Here is an 18,666-nt window from a genome sequence, read left to right on the forward strand (position 1 = left end):
CAAAACCAATTAAATTCAGGGCAGATGCGGTATTTATCCGATTTGTCCGCCTACCAGATTATGCTGCGTCACCAAACCTTCAAGTCTGAACTTCGTTGTTTACAGCCCCGCGCACTTTGGTTCACGGATATCCAGCCGTTCCACAACGTTGCCATTGCTCGCAGGCACAAGAAGCACCTGGCTGATACAACTGGCCATTACCCGGTAAGAGCGTTGACGGCTGCATAGCGTCGCGTTCGGATCATCAATGGCAAGCTCACTTTTCCCGCACCGATATCCAGCTTTTTTCAAATTGGTCACGGCTTCAGCGACAGGCATTCCCGGTAAGGCCAACTTCCCGATTTCCTTGACGATATCGGCACTGTCGCGATTTTCGGCCAAAGCGCGCGGTATATCGAGAAACGACACACAGGATAACAAAACAATCAGAGGCAGTCGTTTAAGCATCACGCGGCACCAGATAATAGAATTTAAGCTCTTATCCCATGTCGAGGCGATTTTGTCACGCGCGGATTCATCATGCCAGAACCAGTTTTATGCACCTTTTTTCGTCCTTCAGAATCAGTCACTTGTCGGAGGCTTTCGGGATTAGGGCAGCCCATAATTGCAGGCTCGCGATCATTATGGAAAAGCCGGCCATCGAACAGTGCAGATGGTTGGCAACGGGCTGAGAGTGTGGTTTTTAGCGACAAACACATGGAGGTGGCGAATGCGCGCTTTTGGATTGATAGTTTTGCTGGGATGTGTGGTCTGTGCCTGGCCGAGCGTCGGACAGGAGAGCAACGCGACACGGAGCACTTCGGCTGAAGGTGCAAGCGAGCATTCAGCTCCGTCGGGCGCGGTTGGTGGCTCCTTCGCGGGCGCCTGGGCGTCCTGCGATAGCAAAGATCTCGCCTGATGAGTGCAGCCGCTACCTTCTTATTCAAAGTGGCGACCGCATCTGCGGGACCTGGTCGTATTTCGCCTCCGGCCAAGCTTTTGAAGGCAGGGTGGTAGCGAACGCCAGTTCTGAGACCAAAGCGCGGCGCACGCTAGTTTGCGGCCGACCGGGCTCGGAGACCGACACCGAATGCGCGGAAGGTTGGCAACAAATTGATAAGCCCCTGGAACTTTGCGACGGCAAGCTCAGCGACATGGCGGGGGCACACGGAGCCTGTTTTGCAGACTATGATGCTGTTTCCGCCTCACAGGCCGAGCTTGCAGAGCTGGAAATGCAGCCCTGGTTGAAGACCTGTCTCGCAACACGCCCCTGACCGTAACGGGCCCGGTCGACCCGAAGCTATGAAAATGGTCAACTCGCAGAACAAAGATAGAATCTATCGCTCTCGATAGCAGGGGGCGCGGAAATCTGAAACCTGCGCTACATTCGCAGCGATCCGGAATCCGGGCCGCGACGTGTCGCAAAAGTCAGTCGCACAAGTTTGACTTTCGCACCTGATTTTTGCGACCGGTTGTCCCTGCATAATTGTAGCCTATGTATGACCAGAATAATAAAACAACCCCGAACCAAACTAGCGCTAACTGGATGCACTGGGCTGAGAAACTCAGGAACGGGAATGAGTTCATAGGCTCTTCTCCCCGTAGCAATGGCCAGCCCTCAGCCTGCCAGAACGACAGATATGCGTTTACGCCGAGAAGCAGCGGAGCGATCCAGCCGGCGGATAGCAGCGCAACAATAGTGGCAAAGATTCTATGTCTTGTCATAGCGGCCTATCAATAATTCGGCCCCATCTTCGGGGCGTTGTGCGGAAATTGTGGGGCTCCGCGGTTATTATTGCCGAAATGCCCGCGGAGCCCCAACAAGACAGATTATACGAAAAAATCACGCTTTGTTTGAACGCTTATGAAGCGCCCGAGCGACATAAAGACCGCCGACCAGAGCAACGATAACACTCATGGTCATGTTCCGGGTTGAATCGTCTTTCACAATCGGACGGACCATTACCGATCCATCTTGGGATTCGGCATATTGTGGACCTCGCAGGACGAAAAAGCCTTGCGCTGCTGCGAAAAAAGCTATGCCCGCAATGACGCCCATCACAATGGCGCGTTTATTGGCGAATATGCTTCTATTCATAATATTTTGTTGCCCGTAGGTTGGTGGTGCGCTGTCCCTGCGACCTGAGGAACAAGGGCTTTCTGAACGAAAATCGCCCCCAGCCGGAACCGGCCCCTAGTTCGGCGACGCGGGACGGCGGGTTGGTCATGACTGCGCTCCTTGCAGAAAGGGTGAAGCGTTATCGGAAGTCTGGGTAATCCCGGTGCAGCTGAGCTTCGACCTGGACGGTCAGCGGATTTGGCTCGGCCTCTGGCAGGTCCTTGATCACGGCCCAGGGGCCGTCGACCAGCAGGTGCCCAGCCTCGAAGAAAGGCGGGCCATCGCGCTGGCGCAGGGCCTGCACGGCCAGCAGTTCAGCCGGGAACAGGCGATCAAATGCAGTGTCGAACTCGTAGAACTTACTACCGGTGCTGCTCTTGGAGCGAGTGATGTGAAATTCGGACGCGGCCTGCATGGCCGTCTGGAACACAGACTCGTCGTTTGTGCGCCAGGCATCCAGCAGCTGCTGGTAGGGCTCGATCAGTGGCTTGCGGGGCTGGAAGCTCGTGGGGATATCGAAGGCCTGCGAAAACAGGCCGACCAGGAACACGTCGTTGGTGTTGTGGTTGATCATCCGCGTCGCCGGTGGGCGGTTCACCCGCTCGTCTTTTTCCGCCATCTCGATGAAACGCTCGGCACAGATTTGCCCCAGCTCCCACTCGGACAACATCAGAGGGCCGGCCGCCTTCATGCTGTCCCAGAACTCGCTGGGCCAGTTGCCCAAGTCGGGGCGGCGCTCGCTGAACATGCCTCGATGTCTCAGATCCAGAGCACGTAGGGCGACGGCCCAACGAAGCAGTTGGGCCAGATCCTCGAGATCCTGCCGCCCATAGGCAGCACAAGCAGCCACGCCGTAGTAGTGCCCCAGGTCCGCAACGGGATTGCCGGGCATTTTGGAAGGTCGCTCCGGCGCATCCAGCCATCCCTGCAGGTCAGCCGAATATTCCGCCGGCCTTTCTGGATTGCCCGGGTAGGTCAGCCAATCTTGACAAGCCTTGAGAGTTTTCTTCAGTGAGCGGTGATAGGCAAAATCCATTTCCGGGTCGTGCTCCAAGCCAGGTCCTGATGCCAACGGTGGCATCGCTGGAAAAGTATGCCAGATTCGGTGTCATCGCGAAATCTAGGGGTCGTGTGTCAGGCCTCAGAATTGCGGCTTTCACACGCCACAGGCCAGTATGGTTCGTTCGCAGATCAGGTCCAAATCGTTTGCGCGGGCTCAAAACACCCGACCCCTAGCTGGTTGTCCTGATCGCGTTCTGACCGATCGATTTCCATATCCTTCTTGCACTTCTAACATTCAAAAGCCGTTCGCTTTCAACGGCATATTGGCAGGTTTAGATAGCAGGCGTCAGACTGTAAGCTTCTCCCTTGGTCACCAAAGCCCAGATTCGCCGCGCCATTTTATTGGCAAGCGCAATCGCCGCAACAATTCCGCGGTTTTCTGTCCAGCTTGTCCTGCAGCCAGCCGTCGGCTTTCCGCTTGTATCTGTGCATGCTGGCGATCACACTCATAGCTCCGATAATCAGTAACTGCCGAATGTCGCGCTGCCCCATCTTCGATGTTCGTCCCAATCGCTCTTTCCCGCCCGACGAGTATTGCCGTGGAATTAGCCCTAGCCAGGCTGAGAAGTCTCGACCTGTTTTGAAGGTATCCATAGCAGGAGCGAAGGCCTCGACTGCCATGGCACTGATCAGCGCCACGCCAGGCATGGTTTGAAGAGTCCTGGCTGTCCCGCTTCCCCGGCTGGCTTGCTTAATCTTCTGCATCATCTGCTCGATCAGAATGGTAAGTGCATCGTTGCGGTTCAGATGCAGGTGGGCCAACTCTCGTGCAAGCTCCGGCAAGTCGTTGCGCGGATCGTTGATGATCTCGGACATGCGTTGAAGGTTTCCGAGCCCCGGGGGGCAATGAGTCCGAACTCTGCCAGATGTCCACGCAACGCATTTATCGTTTCTGTTCTTTGCCGAACCAGCTGTTCCCGGGTCCGAAATAGCGTCGCATGTGCTTGTGTCTGAGCCGACTTTGGTAGAACGAACCGCATATTTGGACGCTGAGCCGCCTCAATGATGGCTTCCGCATCGGCTGCATCATTTTTCTGACGTTTCACAAACGGTTTAACGTAAATTGGTGCAATGAGCCGGACTTCATGGCCCATTTTCGTGAACTCACGAGCCCAATAATGCGAAGTCGCACAAGCTTCCGTAGCGACAACAAGGTTACCGTACTACTCAAAGTATTCCGTTTCCAGAAGATCGCATAGCCGCTAACGTAGGATTTCGCCTTCTTCCGCAAACGTCCCCTTTTAAAATGACTTGGATTGGTCCAAACGAAAAGAATTCAGGCTCGTTTCGATTAAGAATATTTTTCCATTGTGGACGAGCTCATACCAGATATTTGGAATCATTCATTACTTATTTCACGTAATCATGGTAGCATCGCAATGATCTTTTAACATTTATAATTACTTATAATTACGATCGAATCTATCGCTCACCGTGACCGACATGAAGCTTGACTAAATGGCACCCCCCTGACTAGCGACGCTTTTCCTTTGTTAGTAGAAAATATTGATGACGCGGCACATCTTATAGCGGTCATGGCAAACGGAAACCGGCTGAAGATACTATGCATTTTACTGGACAACGAAGTTTCAGTAAATTCAATTGCCGAGATGATCGATATACAACAATCCGCCGTTTCTCAGCACCTCATGATACTACGCAAACTGGAACTCATTTCCAAACGCCGCGAGGGACAACACGTCTATTATAGGGTCTCATCACCGGACGTCGAAATGATGTTGTCGGCGATATCGAGTATATGCATTGGTTCACCGATGGGGCCCAACGAGAGCGGGCGATCAGATAGGCACGTATCTCACGAATTCGACAGGCTCAATGGGGTGTGTCGGCTCGGTTCGGTCCTCCGCCAGGCGTCTCCTTTGCTGGCGCTCGTGGCGAGACTTACCCGCAGCCGATATATCTCTGTGCGGTCATCCCGTCGCTGACAATGACGATCTCGAAGTTGTGCATGGATTGCTCATGTAGTGAGCGGACACATGCATCGAGCGCGGTGAGTTACCCCCTTTCCTTGTCCAATCGTGCTTTAAATGTCCGTTTCCATCAAAAAAGGATGCACGCTCCGCGTTTTAAAGTTGGCGCTAAAACACGGAGCCATTAAGCTCCTAGCTGGGCAGCCTAAGCAATTGCCCGCCCCCGTGAGAGGCGTAATTTATTATACCCCTTATGCCTCTCGCCCCCGCAATTTTGGACAGGAGAACATTGCCAGCGTGACGTAACCGTCGACCACGGCTGTCGGGTTTTACATATCGATGTTACTTTTTTGCCTCGCATTATTCGCATTCGGACTTTCCGCAATTCTTATGCTCATCGCAGTCATTTTCATGGATGCTGCATAGCTCCACCAGGGACGATGTCACCTTATCGACCGCGATACGCAATTCGATCTGTCGCAGCTGTTTTCAGCTGCCGATGGTCAAGGCGTTCCATTCTGCATCTATATACAGAGAAAGAGGCCCGCGAGCATCCGCTGCACTTAAAAAAACGCCAGTCTACATTCCTATATTTCGCCACGCCTTATCTTTGTGGGCGTTGTATGCAACCGTTCCCTTATCAGGGAAGTCATATGGCTTTGGCTTCCAAACCCGCAAATCCGCCAGATTTCGGCAAGCGGCAGATCGTCGGCGCGAATGAGAAGTTCTGCGCGCTCGACACGCAGATCAATGAGATACTGATGCGGGCTTTTGCCGGTAGTTTGACGAAAGGCGCGGGAAAAATGGCTGACGGATAAGCGCGCCAAACTCGCAAGGGTTTCGATAGGAATGGTATCTGCGAGATGCGAGCGCATATAATCGTCCACCGTGCGCCAGGCCCTTGCCGAGAAACCACCTGCGAGACCGTTATATGTAGTTTTCCTAATGGAAGAATGATTTCGCAGGAGATGCAGCCATAACGCGACATTCAGGGAATCCAGATACAGCAAATTGGAGCTGTCGTTTCCGCGTAAAATCTCCTCCCGCATGAGCCGCGCAAGCGCCAATGCGGTCTTATCTATCCGCCCAGGGCTCAACGGCCTTAACTCAAACTCATCCGTCTCAAATTCTACACCGGCCAGATTGCGCAACCGATCGCTTCCGAAACAGGACAGGATGTTTTCCTTTGGCGTGCGCCAGCGCGCGAAGAGATCGGCCTGATCCGGAATCAGCTCCAGCGATCCAACCGGAACATTCGCAGTGGTGCTTCGGTCGGAGCCTATTCTCGCCTCCCGTTTTATCTGCGGCGTGAGCAGGATAAGCGCGAAGGGATCTGGGGCCACAATCTGGATTTGATTTGGCCCGGTCCGGGTAAGGGTGACCGCGCTCTTATCGCTCTTGTGCAGCTTACCCCATTCTTCGGGAATACTGTCGAGCCACTTCATCCGAACGCCCATTTCTTAAACCGCATAGGCCGCCTTCCTCTCAATGCGCCTAACACCAAGTTTTGGTGGCATATATATATCAGATCCGCGATCTTTACGTTGACATATCCACCGAACAATTCATGAGCTACGCAACTCTTGAAATAGTAAGCTGCCTACTTAAAAAGTCAAAGGCTTATGCGGTCAGCCATTTGATTACCAATGCCGTCCCCAACCGTGCCAGGGCAGAATTTTTTTGTGCAGAAAATAACGATACTCGCGTGTTAACAGTCTGCACCCAGCCGTAATCCATGCTCTTTTTAAATTAACACTCGAATACGGAGAGCCTATACTTATTTGCTGCTGCAAATATCGTAGTATAAATTCCGAACCGATACGCATTGCTGTTCCATAATGATCCGCCTTACGTCTCGCTTTACATGCAAAGTAAAATCTGAAAATTCGTATAATGAAATACATTTCGAATAGAAACGCATCGTATTCTGTATCGCTTATTGAATTGTTTTTTCATTTATTATACTGAAAAATATTCAATAAAAATAGGATTCAATTTCCGTGTATATCCGTCCCGATTGGTAATATATGAATCAAAAAAAATAGTTGCGCAAAATATTTAAGTTGCGTTAAGAGTAGAATATCAATCTGATGACCATATATCGAACAATTGGATGGGCTTCCGTATTCGGGTCGAAGTAAGTCTGCGCCATAAAATTCTGATGGCGCGGGGTTTTTCATTCTTAGTTTCGAAGGACGGTCTATTTGCGACTAACCTAGCAGAAATCCAGACTGCCATGCTTAGCCGGCTTTCCGTTAAGTGGAGGGTATCAAGCCAAATTGCGGATATAAAGCTGCGTCTATGGAGGGTCGTTGCAGCTCCGTTATTGTTTTGACGAAAATTTGCATGACACAGCTCTCCCGGGGGGGGGGAGGGGCTCGCGAGTTAACTTACCCATGTCTTCTTGAAAATCTTACCCACTGATACCATTCGGGAATTACTTAAAAGCCGAACATCCTCAAGTAATCTACTCCTTCATCGATAATCCCAGATGGAGTTTACAGCCAATGAAATGTCTGTTCCCAGAGATAATCGGATGGCTGACCAATTCAAGCGAACGAACAGGCGAGGCTGACATGACCGATGTTTCCAAGACTAATTTCAATCGCAATGAGAGTCCCACTGTACGAGAGCAAAAGCACAGACGATTCAATGTGAACGAGCGATTGGATCTGGATGGTTACAGCCTCGTTTTACCCCACATGATTGCATCGGAGACGTTCTCTTCGAAATCGATGGAGAATGTAGGGCATCTGGAATCGGGACAAGTTGAACTGTCTGACTTGCTAGAGGAAACAAGGCAACAGATCGCCGATGCAGTGTCACCATCCGCCGTAACCGAGTATCTTGCGGGATCACTTCATAGGTTGCGACGGCGGTTGCATCCTAACGTATGGCAAAGTCTCGCGCCCTCGGTTTGGCAGCACGAAATATTCAATTATTTTCTCCAGGATCCACTCACCAGGTGGTCTTTTGAAAAGCCACGCGGTTACTCTGGTGACGCACGATTACTGGATTTCATTTATGGGCATCCCGATGTCGCGAAAGACATAGAAAATTCGTCAGCTTTGGGAAGGGAACTCTATAATCATACCAGTATGGTCGCCTCATCAGTTGCAGTGCGTGAGCGCTGTAGTCTTGTTACTCGTTATGTTGATGAGATCGCTAGTCAATGCGGCACAAATGCAGAAATATTAACAATTGCAGCAGGCCATCTTCGGGAAGCCCAACTGTCAACGTCCTTGGCGTCTGGTAAGATAAAGCGTTGGGTGGCGCTAGATCAGGATAATAAAAGTGTAGAGATGATCGCGAAGAGCTATCCTGGTACGGTCGTCAAGGCGACCGAGGGTACAGTACGCAATCTGATTACAAGACCGAAACAGCATGGTTTTTTCGATTTTATCTATGCGTCAGGTCTCTATGACTATCTCTCGGACCGGGTCGCGATAAAATTGACCCGCGTTTGCCTGTCGTTGTTAAAGCCCGGCGGTACATTTATGTTTGCGAACTTTTCCACGGACACTCATTCCGATGGGTATATGGAGACCTTGATGAACTGGGCCCTCCTTTGGAGAAACGAGCAGTCAATGTGGAAGATTATAAATGAAAGCATCGATGACGATGCATACCAGACCAGAGTTGAATTTGGCGAGAATAGAAATGTTTTGTATGGGTTCATCGAAAAAAGCAGATAAGCACAGGTGGTGGGTAGCATCGCCTTAACTAAATTTTGCTGAGCTCGTTTCTATTCGAGAGGCGGCGCGAAGCCCAGAACTTCACTTTAGACGCCAACGTTTTCCTGCTGAGAGCCTGAATCCTACCGAATGCAACGATATCAGGTTCTTGCGAAATGTCGGGTGAGGAAACGGATATTTGCGATGTATATCCGCGCTTCGGAAGAAGCGATATAAAGAAGCGCGTTCACCGCTTCACGCAAGTTCGTGGTTCGAGGGCGTCCAAGTCGCCTGGATGATGGCATCAGTGGTTCGATGAGGGACTGACGTGCACCCCGACTTTGGCCACGGAGAACTGGAATTTTCCGGCTCTTATGCCAATGGCGGGCTGATGACGCCATCGGGATTATGCAAGGCAATCGGCACGTTATATCCGATTGCCGAGTGAGGACGATCCTCATTATAGTGTCGACGCCAATTCTCCAACGTAAGCGGCAAGCAGACCCCATCTGGCGGAAGTGGTGATCGGTCGGATATCGGTAGCGGACACAATGAGCTGCTGTGAGCTTCTATGTCTGCGCCTAGTACTGGAACTAGAAGCTTCCATATGATCGAAGCTGTTGCCGAGCGCCTTGAGGGTGCACCGCGGCAGCTTCGCCGACGCTGGTCGGATGAGTTCAAGGCACGGGCGGTGGCGGAGGCATTGGAGCCAGGCGCGAGTGTCTCGGCGATCGCGCATCGGCTCGGCATTCACCCGTCGCAGCTCTTTGGCTGGCGTCGTGCGGTCTTAGACGCTCGGAAGGTGTCCACGGAACCGGCCCATTGTGAGATGGCCGTGGCGTCTACTGGCGAAGCGGTGATCGAGGTTGTCATTGGCGACGTGATCGTGCGTGCTCGCGCTGACGTCAGTGAGGAGCACTTGCAACGGGTGATCCGGGCGGTGCGGTCGGCATGATCCCCTCCGGCGTGAAGGTTTTCCTGGCCAGTCATCCGGTCGACTTCCGCAAGGGCCCGGACAGCTTGCTGTCGCTGGTGCGGGACGCCGGCAGTGATCCGTTCAACGGTGCGCTTTACGTCTTCCGGGCCAAACGAGCGGATCGAGTGAAGATCGTCTGGTGGGACGGCTCCGGGGTCTGCCTTTACGCCAAGCGATTGGAGAAATCGCAATTCTGCTGGCCCCGCATCGGCCACAGCCGGGTCCAGTTCAATCATGCCCAACTTCTGGCGCTCATCGATGGCATGGACTGGAAGCGGGTTCGATCTGTGCCGGTCAAGCCGCCGGAGATTGTTGGGTAAAAGCCCTGCGGCGAAGTGAATCAGCAGCCTGAAAGGGCAGGAAACCCGGAGCAAAATGTGCTCTGGTCGAACCGATGACGCCGCCCGATCTCAACCGTCCAGACGACGTTGAAGCGCTGAAAGCCATGGTGCTCGCCATGGCCGAGAAGGCGGCCCGGGCCGACGCCCTGGAGTGCGAGGTCGCTGATCTCAAGGCGCGCAATGCCGATGCCGATGAGCGCATCGAACGACTGACGCAGATCCTGAAAGCCTTCGATCGGGCCCGCTTCGGCCGGCGATCGGAAAAGCTCGGCTCCCCAAGCACCGACGACGAGCAGCAGACCTTTGTCTTCGAAGAAATCGAGACCAGCATCGCCGCGATCAGGGCACAGGTCAACAAGGGCGGCGAGCGTCCGGATGGCAAACGTCCGCCGCGGCCACGCAAGGGCTTCGCACCGCATCTGGAGCGGGTCGAAGTGGTCATCGAGCCGGAGGAGCTCCCGGAGCATGCCGGCAAGCAGAAGGTGCTGATCGGCGAGGACGTGTCAGAGCGGCTGGATGTGGTGCCGGCGAAGTTCCGCGTCATCCTCACCCGCCGCCCGAAGTATGCCTTCAAAAACGAGGAAGGGGTCATCCAGGCGCCGGCGCCGGCACACATCATCGAGAGCGGCATTCCGACGGAAGCGCTTCTGGCGCAGATTGCCGTCTCCAAGTATGCCGATGGCCTGCCACTCTACCGACAGGAGGCGATCTACGCCCGCGACAAGGTCGAGCTCGACCGCAAGCTGATGGCGCAATGGATGGGCAAGCTCGGGTTCGAGCTGGAGATCCTCGCCGACTACCTCTTCGATAAGATCAAGCAGGCCGAACGGATCTTCGCCGACGAGACCACCTTGCCGACCCTTGCTCCCGGCTCCGGATCGACGAAGACAGCCTATCTATGGGCCTATGCCAGGGATGACCGACCATTTGGCGGCAGCGGTCCGCCGATAGTGGCCTATCGCTTCGAGGACAGTCGAGCCGGCGAGTGCGTCGCCCGTCATCTGAACGGCTATCGCGGCATCCTGCAAGTCGACGGTTATGCCGCATACAACAAGCGGGTCCGCTCCGATGGCGGCAACGACGGCGTCACATTGGCAGGCTGCTGGTCGCACAGCCGGCGGAAGTTCTATGAACTGCATGTCGCGGAAAGCTCAAAGGTCGCAACGGAGACGGTCGAGCGGATGGCGAAGCTGTGGCAGGTCGAGAAGACCGTGCGCGGCCAAAGCCCTGACGCCCGTGTCGCGGTGCGTCAGCAAACTTCCGCCGCGATTGTCACCGGGCTCTTCGCCCTCTGGCAGAAGACCCTGCCGCGGATCTCCGGCAAATCGAAGCTCGCCGAGGCGATCCGCTACGCGATCTCGCGTCGCGCCATCTTCGAGCGCTTTCTGGCTGATGGCCGCATCGAGCTCGACTCCAACATCGTCGAGCGAGCAATCAGGCCCCAGGCCATCACGAGAAAGAACTCACTCTTCGCCGGCAGCCACGGCGGCGGAAGGAGCTGGGCAACCATCGCGACGCTGCTGCAGACTGCGAAGATGAACAACGTTGATCCGCTCGCCTGGCTCACGCAAACGCTCGAGCGGATCGCCAGTGGCTGGCCGAGCAGCGAAATCGACGCGCTCATGCCGTGGAACTACACCAACTGAACGGCCTCAGCTTGCCGCTTACTCTCCAACTTTTCGCGCGCATCTTCAAGCGTTAAGAACCAGTGTGCGTTCAGGCACTCGGCGCGAAGCTTACTGTTGAAGGCTTCGATGAACCCGTTATCCGTCGGCTTTCCGGGTCGGGAGAAGTCCAGTGTGACCTTGTTGGCATAGGCCCACAGATCGAGGTCACGCGAAACAAACTCACTTCCATTATCAACCCTTATTGTCTTCGGATAACCAGCACGACGACACACTTTCTCAAGTGTCTGAACGACATCCTCACCACGATAACTGAAGCGCGGATCGGTTGCCGGCGAGTAGCGTGACCTCGCACAGACATTAGGGCCTTTGCTGGGCGGAATTCTGGTTCGTCTCGCCGGCGCTCCGCTTGCAATGCTCGCCAATGCCGCGACTTATGGCACTTCTGCGATGCTGCTCTTGCGTGTTCCCAATTTTGCCAGCGAGCGCTCAACCGAGCGGACATCGATCCTCGCGGACCTGCGGGAGGGCATCGCCTGGGTGTACAGGCACCGGGTCCTCGCGCCTTATGCGTTTTGCCTCCACGTCTGGTTTATTGGAAACAGCGTGGCCGGAACGGTATATATTTTTCACGCATCAAGCCTGGGTTTGGACGCCGCCGCGATTGGATTGACCTTGGCATGTGCTGGCATGTCAGGACTTGTCGGCGCAGCTCTCGCTGAGAGAATAGCCCGCGCCATTGGGATGGGTGTTGCTATCCTGTCCGCGGATTTCATTACCGGGTTTGCTTGGCTTGCGGCAGCAATTGCATCCAGCGAGAGCGGAGTCGGTGGACTTTGCGTCGTTCAGCTTTTCTATGGATTCGGATTGGGTATGAGAGGTCCTTTAGAGATAAGTTTGCGGAATGCCCTGACGCCCTCGCGCTTGCACGGACGCATGAACACCACGATAAGGTCGATAAACTGGGGGCTAATCGCGGTAGCTGCACCCTTTGGGGGCTGGATTGCCCTGGAGCTTGGGATCAATGCGCTCTCGCCCTGGCTGGCACGATCATGCTAGCGAGTGGTCTGGCGCTACTCCTATCGCCCTTTCGGTTAGCGTTCATAGACACAACACGGTAGACGCAAGAAACGTCTGCTTTCGGGTGCACATCCTGTTGGTCCCAAGAGCTGATTTGGGCGTCGCGAACTGTCGGACGACTTGACGCTTTATTCTGGACCTTACCGTACCATTCACACACTTTTCAAAGCGGTCGCTCCACCGATCATGATTTCAACATCCGTAAAGGGAAAGCGGAATGGCAACATGCGTACTAAAGTTCGGACACCCATCTTTGATGTTCGGCCGAACTGTTTGCCACCGGTTGAATACTGTGAAGGGGTGAGGGACAAGCCATGCGGGACCGGAGGCGTCGCCTTACTCTGGGACCGGACAGTGAAATCGATGCGACCCGCAGTGGTGCCGATATTCAGGCGCGAAAGATTGGTAGGTTATCGGATGTTGTCAGGACACAAACTCGCGAAGTTTGGCTCGGGATGAACCTCTGTCAGTCTTTCCGTGAGCTCCCATCTCGAGCAAGTTCGCCGTTGCCTGCCGAGGTCCCCTGCTGGACAAGCATCGGATACCACTTTTCCTCGTTGCGCCCAACATGCACTCGACAGCAAGCTGGCGGCGATTGCCCATCTACGGCTATCCGTTGAATCTATCGGAAGCATTACAGGTCTAATGAGAGAAAGCGGGCCAGACCAAGAATGCGGTGATCGACACAGGTCCGTCACGATGGGCAGTGCCGATGGAGCCCGTTAGGACAACTATAGTAGCTTGTCGAGCTTCTTCGGGGTGCCTTCTTCCTGCATCGGCGTGTAAATGACCAGCTTCAGATTGGAATGGTCGAGGACAGCGAGCCTCGTATATTCGAACACCATGCGGCCGACCAAGGGCTGGTCAATGCGCTTGAAGCCGACGACAGCGCTCGAGACTTCATGCCGCGACCAGAGCTGTTCGAACTCAAGGCTCGTTCCGCGCAGGAACGCGATGAGACGCTCAAAATCAGGATCGCCCGCGAAACGCACGCTGTCTGCCCGGAAATTTGCGAGGGCGATCGGAGCCATGATCTCCCAATCAACCACCTTGCGACGGTGGTCGGGATTGGCGAACACCATGTGCATAATGTTGCGGGCATCGCCTTCGAGCAAGCTGTAATCGCCGAATACGGCCGCCGCCGCACGATTCCACGCGAGAATATCCCATCTCCGTCCCAGCACATAGGCGGGTTGACGCCCCATGCTTTCCAACATGCGCAAAAGTGCATCTGGCACGGTTTCCGGACCGGAAAGAAGCATGCCGGGTGCCGGGCGGTCGCTTAGCCGGAAGAGGTGATGCCGCTCGTCCGGATCGAGTTTTAGCGCGCGGGCGATGGCCGACAGAACCGCGGCGGAAGGCCGCACGTCGCGACCCTGTTCCAGCCATGTGTACCAGGTTGAGCCCACGCCTGCGAGCAGCGCGACTTCTTCACGGCGAAGGCCTGGCGTGCGCCGCCTGACACCCAGCGGCAGGCCCACCTCTTCCGGGGTCAATCGCTCGCGGCGACTGCGCAGGAAGTCGGCTAACTCTCGCCGTCGGGTGTCTTCGTTCGGAACCTTCGCATCCATGACGCCTATCATAGCAGGATCAATACCGGAATAAAGTCAGTCCTGCTTAAGAGTTTCACGCGGTGGCAATGAAGAGCAACTTATCCCTCTATGAAAGGAACAATCCGTATGGCCGAGAAACCCGATGCCGCGTATTCGACAGTCCGCCGCCCCCACCGCGGTTCCGACCTCGCCGGGGTGGAGCGACGACGGTTCCTAACGATACTCGCGCTCGCGGCAAGCGCGCTTGCGACCACTCCCATGATCACGCGACAAGGCTCGGCGGTCAGGGCCGCTGATGCGACGGGCAAGCGTACCATCCTCATCACCGGCTCAACAAGTGGATTGGGACGCCGGCTCGCCGAACGCCTGGCCGCGCCCGGAACCACGATCCTCGTCCATGGCCGCAATCGCCAGCGCGGAGAACAGGTCATGAAAGCCGTGCAAGACGCAGGCGGAGAAGCACGCTTCTATGCCGCTGACTTCTCCTCCCTTGCCGATGTCCGCAAGTTGGCGGACGCTGTAATACAGGAAAATGACCGGCTCGACGTGCTGGTCAATAATGCCGGCATCTATCTTGGCGAGGCGGGAGCCCGCCAGATCAGCGCGGACGGTCATGAACTCCGTTTCGCGATTAACTATCTCGCACCCTTCGCCCTGACCAATCGGCTCGTTCCCTTGTTAAAGAAGAGCCACCAAGCGCGGATCGTCAATATATCGTCCTCCGGCCAGAACGCCATCGACTTCGACAATATGATGCTGGAGCGCAGTTACAGCCATCAGCGCGCCTATGGCCAGAGCAAACTTGCCCTCATCATGTTCACAATCGACATCGCCGAAGAGCTGAAGGACTCGGGCGTCACTGCCAATGCTATCCACCCCGCGAATTACATGGATACTCCCATGACGCGGGATGCTGGAATTTCGCCGTGGAACAGCGTCGACGAAGGTGCGGATGTCGTCCTGCAACTGATCAACGCGCCCGAATTCGCCGGGACGACCGGGCAATATTTCAACGGAGACCGGGAATCTCGGGCCAGTTCGCAAGCCTATGATGCGGATGCCCGCGCGCGCCTGCGCGACCTCAGTCGCCAGCTCGCCGACATCTGATCGCTCATGATGCCGGGACGTGATCGCGGGCTCCGGCGCAATTCCAATCGCGCGGGGCGCTACCGGTCCCGTTTCAAAGGATCAACACGCCTATGATGCAGTCTTATGTCACCCGCATGTTGAATATCGATCGAAGCGAAGCCGCGCCGGTGATCGCCGGATGCCTGATGCAATTCACATTGTTCGTCAGCTACTTCTCCATGCGCCCGATCCGCGAGACCATGGGCGTTGTCGGCGGCGTCAACAATCTCCAGTGGCTGTTCACCGCGACTTTCTTGGCGACGCTAGCGGTCGCCCCGCTCTTCGGATGGCTGGTCTCGCGCGTAAAGCGGCGCCATATCACCCGCTGGGCTTTCGGCTTCTTCGGCCTGAACATCCTCGGCTTTGCAGCAGCGATTTACCTCTACGGTGAAGCGGTCTGGCTTGCCCGCATCTTTTTCGTCTGGCTTTCCGTCTTCAACCTTATGGCGATCTCGCTCGCCTGGAGCGTCTTAGTCGATGTGTTCAGCTCCGCCCAAGCCAAACGGCTCTTCGCCATGATGGCGGCAGGAGCCAGCCTCGGCGGGCTTGTCGGACCGCTGATCGGGGTGCTATTCGTCACACGTATCGGCAATGCCGGGCTGCTCGTGGTCGCCGCCTTTATGCTCATCGTCACGGCCCTATGCGCAGACTATCTTCAGGCACGCCATGTTTCCACAAAGACAGGAGACCGCGCCCCAAACGATAGCGCGGTCAACACAAAGCTCGGAGGCAATTCCTTCGAAGGGGCAATTCACGTCCTGACGTCGCCGTTGCTTCTCGGCATCGCCGCCTTTGTCGTTCTTCTCGCCAGCGTCAGCACATTTCTCTACTTCGAGCAGGCGCGCTTCGTTGCGGAGCGTTTTACCGACCGCGCGGAACAGACGCAATTCTTCTCAGGCGTCGATGCGGTGGTGCAGTTCCTGACACTGCTGATTCAGATATTCCTGACCGGGCGCATCGCCTCGATCCTCGGTGTCCGGGCTCTGCTGTTGACCGTGCCCATCATGATGACGGCGGGATTTCTGATGCTGAGCTTCTCGACGCTGCTCGGCATGTATGTCGTGGTCATGGTGATCCGCCGCGTCGGCGAATACGCACTCGTCCGCCCCGGGCGCGAGATGCTCTACACATCGGTTCCGACAGCCGACAAATACAAGGCCAAAAACTTCATCGATACGGTTGTCTATCGCGGCGCCGATGCCGTTAGCGGCTGGCTGAAAGCGGGTTCAGACATACTATTGAGCCCGCAGATGGGGGCAGTGGCGGGAGCCGGAATTGCCCTCGCATGGGTGTGTTCCGGCATCTATACGCTTCGCCAGCACAGTCAGGTAGAGACGAAAGCCGCCACGATGTGACTGCAGGGAGCAGTTGCGTTTGAAGATGATCCCCTCTTTGAGCAGTTCCGCCGGCTCTATTGCAAAAAAGCGAGGTGTCAAGGAAAGCCCCTCGTTCTGTGCTGTCAAGCGGTCTGACCTTGTAGACCCCGGGCGAGCAGTTCCACGGCTTCTGTCAACGCGCTCGGCCCGATACCAAAAGCGCGTTCAACGATACGCGCTTCCCGGTGCTGTCATGTCTGGATGGCGCCCGTTTGGCAATATGATTTTGGTGATTTTTTAGCTTTGCGGGTCGGGTGCAGTCATGACAGCACCCGAAGAACTGTTGTTACAAGGTGCTCTGACGCAATTAAACAATCACGAAAGCCAATAGAGATTGCTGACCCATTATAGGAAGGTTTCGCGTGGCGACGACTAACGTTTATTGCATCACGACCTAGGCGGTCGAGCTCGGTGACGATCACAATGTCACCGGCCGCCATCTTATCCAATAAGCGGGAGAAACCACGGCACCGCCAATGGCCGTCTGCCGAAAACCGTGTCGATAACGATCCGACATGGCTCCACATGGAAACCGGCCGCCTAATTTTCCCGTATCTAATTCTCAGTAGTATGCTTATTCGTCGAGACGCAGGCATAAGCAAAGGTACAGGCATTGGCTCAATTCGGTCCGTATAGGATGTCCGAAATATTTCTGCGTTCGAAACTATGCCATGATAATTTGCGGACAGGCTCTTTTGCACCTGTACGCTATCGGTCGTTTTCGGACGGATACCAACAGGCGCGGTAATTCGATGAACGGGGAGATTGACCAATTTGTCCAACGGAAAACCCTGATGTATATTCATGTCGGACGCTGTTGCAGTACCTCTTAGGTGCATGAGCCCCGCTTAAATCTCAACCGCGTCCACCATTTTGAAAACTGTTTTGGTTTTTATCTCGTGTGGGGTCCTAGCTCATTAGGGGCGATATCAGATGGAAATAGAAAATTCCTTCGTGCTGTATTCTTTTGTCTTTATTCTCGCTTTCGGCGAGGAGATATTGAAATTTACCTTGGTTTTTATATCAAAAGGAACACACTTTATTATTCCAGCAATGTTGTTTTTGCCCATTGTGGAGGGGATTCTTTATTATCCTGAAATGTACCAGCACTCTCTCGAATTGGGAGTTCAAGAAAATTTAGCGCTTCCTTACACTCTCTTCGTAATTACGGGCGCCAAATTATTCCATGTCTTGACCTCGATTCTATATTATTATTCGAGGAATATTTATACGTATGTAATATTTGGAACAACGATTCACTTCATTCACAACGCGCTTGTAGATTCTTTACCAACTCTATCTTCGTTGAATTACGCGGTCTTTCCTTGGATTATGTCATTATTCTATGCGCTGATAATGTATATATTCCATGTCTTTATGAAACGGCATTTTCCATGAAAAGAACAGCGCCGCCGTTTGATTGAAGACGCTGTTCGTTCCGATTTAATTATGGTGACGATCGGCTCGTCGTCCTGCTCGCGTTCTGCCCACTTCGCTTTGCGCCTTTGATAACGCATCCTTGGCGGCTTTTTCGCCAGCGGCTTTTCCAAGCCGCCCGACTAACGAACCCTTTAGGCCTGGATTATTGGCTGGATTTTTAGCAGCTCTTTCAGCGTTTCCGAAAACATTAGACTTGTCTGCGCCAACGCTTGCGCCTTTGCCCAGATCGTGTGAACCTTTTGTACTGCCAGCGTGTGTCCCTCCCTTGGAACCACTCGCGTGTCCAGCACCGGAATGCCCGGCACTTGAATGTCCAGAGCTAGAATGCGCTCCAGTCGATTGGCCGCCACCTGAATGACCGCCGCTCCCTCCACTTTTACCC

General features: G+C 54.6%; 16 protein-coding genes and 5 pseudogenes. 8 read left to right on the plus strand and 13 right to left on the minus strand.

Annotated features, from left to right (window positions below):
• Positions 1 to 99: 99 nt before the first annotated feature.
• The 5 genes and pseudogenes from QLQ11_RS20780 to QLQ11_RS20800 all read right to left on the minus strand — a co-directional run.
• Positions 100 to 447: a hypothetical protein gene (locus tag QLQ11_RS20780; protein ID WP_283735568.1), complete on the minus strand. Its 348-nt coding sequence runs from the start codon at positions 445 to 447 to the stop codon at positions 100 to 102.
• Positions 448 to 1,822: 1,375 nt separating this feature from the next.
• Positions 1,823 to 2,077 (minus strand): hypothetical protein, encoded by a 255-nt coding sequence (locus QLQ11_RS20785; RefSeq protein ID WP_283735566.1) that lies wholly within the window; start codon positions 2,075 to 2,077, stop codon positions 1,823 to 1,825.
• Positions 2,078 to 2,237: 160 nt separating this feature from the next.
• On the minus strand, positions 2,238 to 3,152 hold the full coding sequence (locus QLQ11_RS20790) for a hypothetical protein (protein WP_283735565.1): 915 nt from the start codon (positions 3,150 to 3,152) through the stop codon (positions 2,238 to 2,240).
• A gap of 347 nt (positions 3,153 to 3,499) precedes the next feature.
• Complete coding sequence (locus QLQ11_RS20795; protein ID WP_283735564.1) at positions 3,500 to 3,976, minus strand: transposase; 477 nt, start codon at positions 3,974 to 3,976, stop codon at positions 3,500 to 3,502.
• Positions 3,904 to 4,281, minus strand: a pseudogene (locus QLQ11_RS20800) (transposase); the annotation flags it as partial. The gene QLQ11_RS20795 and the pseudogene QLQ11_RS20800, both read right to left, overlap by 73 nt.
• A gap of 369 nt (positions 4,282 to 4,650) precedes the next feature.
• Between QLQ11_RS20800 and QLQ11_RS20805 the strand changes: the two are divergent.
• Complete coding sequence (locus QLQ11_RS20805) at positions 4,651 to 5,106, plus strand: helix-turn-helix transcriptional regulator (RefSeq protein ID WP_283735762.1); 456 nt, start codon at positions 4,651 to 4,653, stop codon at positions 5,104 to 5,106.
• Between the two features lie 572 nt (positions 5,107 to 5,678).
• Here QLQ11_RS20805 and QLQ11_RS20810 read toward each other — a convergent pair.
• Complete coding sequence (locus QLQ11_RS20810; protein WP_283735563.1) at positions 5,679 to 6,536, minus strand: AraC family transcriptional regulator; 858 nt, start codon at positions 6,534 to 6,536, stop codon at positions 5,679 to 5,681.
• 1,257 nt (positions 6,537 to 7,793) lie between these two features.
• Here QLQ11_RS20810 and QLQ11_RS20815 point away from each other — a divergent pair.
• Complete coding sequence (locus QLQ11_RS20815; protein ID WP_283735761.1) at positions 7,794 to 8,786, plus strand: class I SAM-dependent methyltransferase; 993 nt, start codon at positions 7,794 to 7,796, stop codon at positions 8,784 to 8,786.
• Between the two features lie 200 nt (positions 8,787 to 8,986).
• On the opposite strand, the pseudogene QLQ11_RS20820 reads toward QLQ11_RS20815, so the two are convergent.
• Both QLQ11_RS20820 and QLQ11_RS20825 read right to left on the minus strand, forming a co-directional pair.
• Positions 8,987 to 9,088, minus strand: a pseudogene (locus QLQ11_RS20820) (transposase); the annotation flags it as partial.
• Between the two features lie 49 nt (positions 9,089 to 9,137).
• Entirely contained in the window at positions 9,138 to 9,446 is a 309-nt protein-coding gene (locus QLQ11_RS20825; protein WP_371836003.1) for an integrase core domain-containing protein, read from the minus strand.
• Here QLQ11_RS20825 and QLQ11_RS20830 point away from each other — a divergent pair.
• The 3 genes from QLQ11_RS20830 (at position 9,373) to QLQ11_RS20840 (ending at position 11,728) form a co-directional block, all read left to right on the plus strand.
• Positions 9,373 to 9,720, plus strand: a complete 348-nt coding sequence (locus tag QLQ11_RS20830; RefSeq protein ID WP_283735562.1) for a transposase — start codon at positions 9,373 to 9,375, stop codon at positions 9,718 to 9,720. The genes QLQ11_RS20825 and QLQ11_RS20830 overlap by 74 nt on opposite strands.
• Positions 9,717 to 10,061: an IS66 family insertion sequence element accessory protein TnpB gene (tnpB, locus tag QLQ11_RS20835; protein WP_283735561.1), complete on the plus strand. Its 345-nt coding sequence runs from the start codon at positions 9,717 to 9,719 to the stop codon at positions 10,059 to 10,061. Before QLQ11_RS20830 ends, tnpB begins: the two co-directional genes overlap by 4 nt.
• A gap of 74 nt (positions 10,062 to 10,135) precedes the next feature.
• A complete protein-coding gene (locus tag QLQ11_RS20840) occupies positions 10,136 to 11,728 on the plus strand; it encodes an IS66 family transposase (protein WP_283735560.1) in 1,593 nt (530 codons plus the stop codon).
• A gap of 11 nt (positions 11,729 to 11,739) precedes the next feature.
• Here the strand turns inward: QLQ11_RS20840 and QLQ11_RS20845 are convergent.
• Positions 11,740 to 12,054: pseudogene (locus tag QLQ11_RS20845) on the minus strand (integrase core domain-containing protein); the annotation flags it as partial.
• A 13-nt stretch (positions 12,055 to 12,067) separates the two neighbouring features.
• Here QLQ11_RS20845 and QLQ11_RS20850 point away from each other — a divergent pair.
• A pseudogene (locus QLQ11_RS20850) lies at positions 12,068 to 12,766 on the plus strand (MFS transporter); the annotation flags it as partial.
• Between the two features lie 752 nt (positions 12,767 to 13,518).
• On the opposite strand, the gene QLQ11_RS20855 reads toward QLQ11_RS20850, so the two are convergent.
• Positions 13,519 to 14,358 (minus strand): helix-turn-helix transcriptional regulator, encoded by an 840-nt coding sequence (locus QLQ11_RS20855; RefSeq protein ID WP_283735559.1) that lies wholly within the window; start codon positions 14,356 to 14,358, stop codon positions 13,519 to 13,521.
• A gap of 108 nt (positions 14,359 to 14,466) precedes the next feature.
• On the opposite strand from QLQ11_RS20855, the gene QLQ11_RS20860 reads away from it, so the two are divergent.
• Together QLQ11_RS20860 and QLQ11_RS20865 are read left to right on the plus strand one after the other, a co-directional pair.
• On the plus strand, positions 14,467 to 15,447 hold the full coding sequence (locus QLQ11_RS20860; protein WP_349496893.1) for an SDR family NAD(P)-dependent oxidoreductase: 981 nt from the start codon (positions 14,467 to 14,469) through the stop codon (positions 15,445 to 15,447).
• A 92-nt stretch (positions 15,448 to 15,539) separates the two neighbouring features.
• The gene (locus tag QLQ11_RS20865) at positions 15,540 to 16,823 is read left to right on the plus strand and encodes an NTP/NDP exchange transporter (protein ID WP_283735558.1); all 1,284 of its coding nucleotides are present in this window, start codon (positions 15,540 to 15,542) and stop codon (positions 16,821 to 16,823) included.
• A 104-nt stretch (positions 16,824 to 16,927) separates the two neighbouring features.
• On the opposite strand, the pseudogene QLQ11_RS20870 reads toward QLQ11_RS20865, so the two are convergent.
• From QLQ11_RS20870 to QLQ11_RS20880, 3 genes and pseudogenes are all read right to left on the minus strand, one after another.
• Positions 16,928 to 17,026 (minus strand): annotated as a pseudogene (locus tag QLQ11_RS20870) (IS6 family transposase); the annotation flags it as partial.
• Positions 17,027 to 17,104: 78 nt separating this feature from the next.
• Positions 17,105 to 17,683, minus strand: coding sequence for a recombinase family protein (locus tag QLQ11_RS20875; protein ID WP_371836004.1), 579 nt, complete (start codon positions 17,681 to 17,683; stop codon positions 17,105 to 17,107).
• Positions 17,684 to 18,415: 732 nt separating this feature from the next.
• Positions 18,416 to 18,658 (minus strand): hypothetical protein, encoded by a 243-nt coding sequence (locus tag QLQ11_RS20880; protein WP_283735556.1) that lies wholly within the window; start codon positions 18,656 to 18,658, stop codon positions 18,416 to 18,418.
• Between the last annotated feature and the right edge of the window lie 8 nt (positions 18,659 to 18,666).

It is taken from the genome of Ochrobactrum sp. SSR (genome assembly GCF_030067775.1).
Taxonomy (GTDB): Bacteria; Pseudomonadota; Alphaproteobacteria; order Rhizobiales; family Rhizobiaceae; genus Brucella; species Brucella teleogrylli.

What these genes read in the sequence shown, in the direction of transcription:
- QLQ11_RS20865 (WP_283735558.1), top strand. Translation starts at nt 15,540, where the DNA reads ATGATGCAGTCTTATGTCACCCGCATGTTGAATATCGATCGAAGCGAA.
- tnpB (WP_283735561.1), top strand. Translation starts at nt 9,717, where the DNA reads ATGATCCCCTCCGGCGTGAAGGTTTTCCTGGCCAGTCATCCGGTCGAC.
- QLQ11_RS20830 (WP_283735562.1), top strand. Translation starts at nt 9,373, where the DNA reads ATGATCGAAGCTGTTGCCGAGCGCCTTGAGGGTGCACCGCGGCAGCTT.
- QLQ11_RS20780 (WP_283735568.1), bottom strand. Translation starts at nt 447, where the DNA reads ATGCTTAAACGACTGCCTCTGATTGTTTTGTTATCCTGTGTGTCGTTT.
- QLQ11_RS20810 (WP_283735563.1), bottom strand. Translation starts at nt 6,536, where the DNA reads ATGAAGTGGCTCGACAGTATTCCCGAAGAATGGGGTAAGCTGCACAAG.
- QLQ11_RS20860 (WP_349496893.1), top strand. Translation starts at nt 14,467, where the DNA reads ATGGCCGAGAAACCCGATGCCGCGTATTCGACAGTCCGCCGCCCCCAC.
- QLQ11_RS20855 (WP_283735559.1), bottom strand. Translation starts at nt 14,358, where the DNA reads ATGGATGCGAAGGTTCCGAACGAAGACACCCGACGGCGAGAGTTAGCC.
- QLQ11_RS20785 (WP_283735566.1), bottom strand. Translation starts at nt 2,077, where the DNA reads ATGAATAGAAGCATATTCGCCAATAAACGCGCCATTGTGATGGGCGTC.
- QLQ11_RS20795 (WP_283735564.1), bottom strand. Translation starts at nt 3,976, where the DNA reads ATGTCCGAGATCATCAACGATCCGCGCAACGACTTGCCGGAGCTTGCA.
- QLQ11_RS20815 (WP_283735761.1), top strand. Translation starts at nt 7,794, where the DNA reads ATGATTGCATCGGAGACGTTCTCTTCGAAATCGATGGAGAATGTAGGG.
- QLQ11_RS20875 (WP_371836004.1), bottom strand. Translation starts at nt 17,683, where the DNA reads ATGCACCTAAGAGGTACTGCAACAGCGTCCGACATGAATATACATCAG.
- QLQ11_RS20840 (WP_283735560.1), top strand. Translation starts at nt 10,136, where the DNA reads ATGACGCCGCCCGATCTCAACCGTCCAGACGACGTTGAAGCGCTGAAA.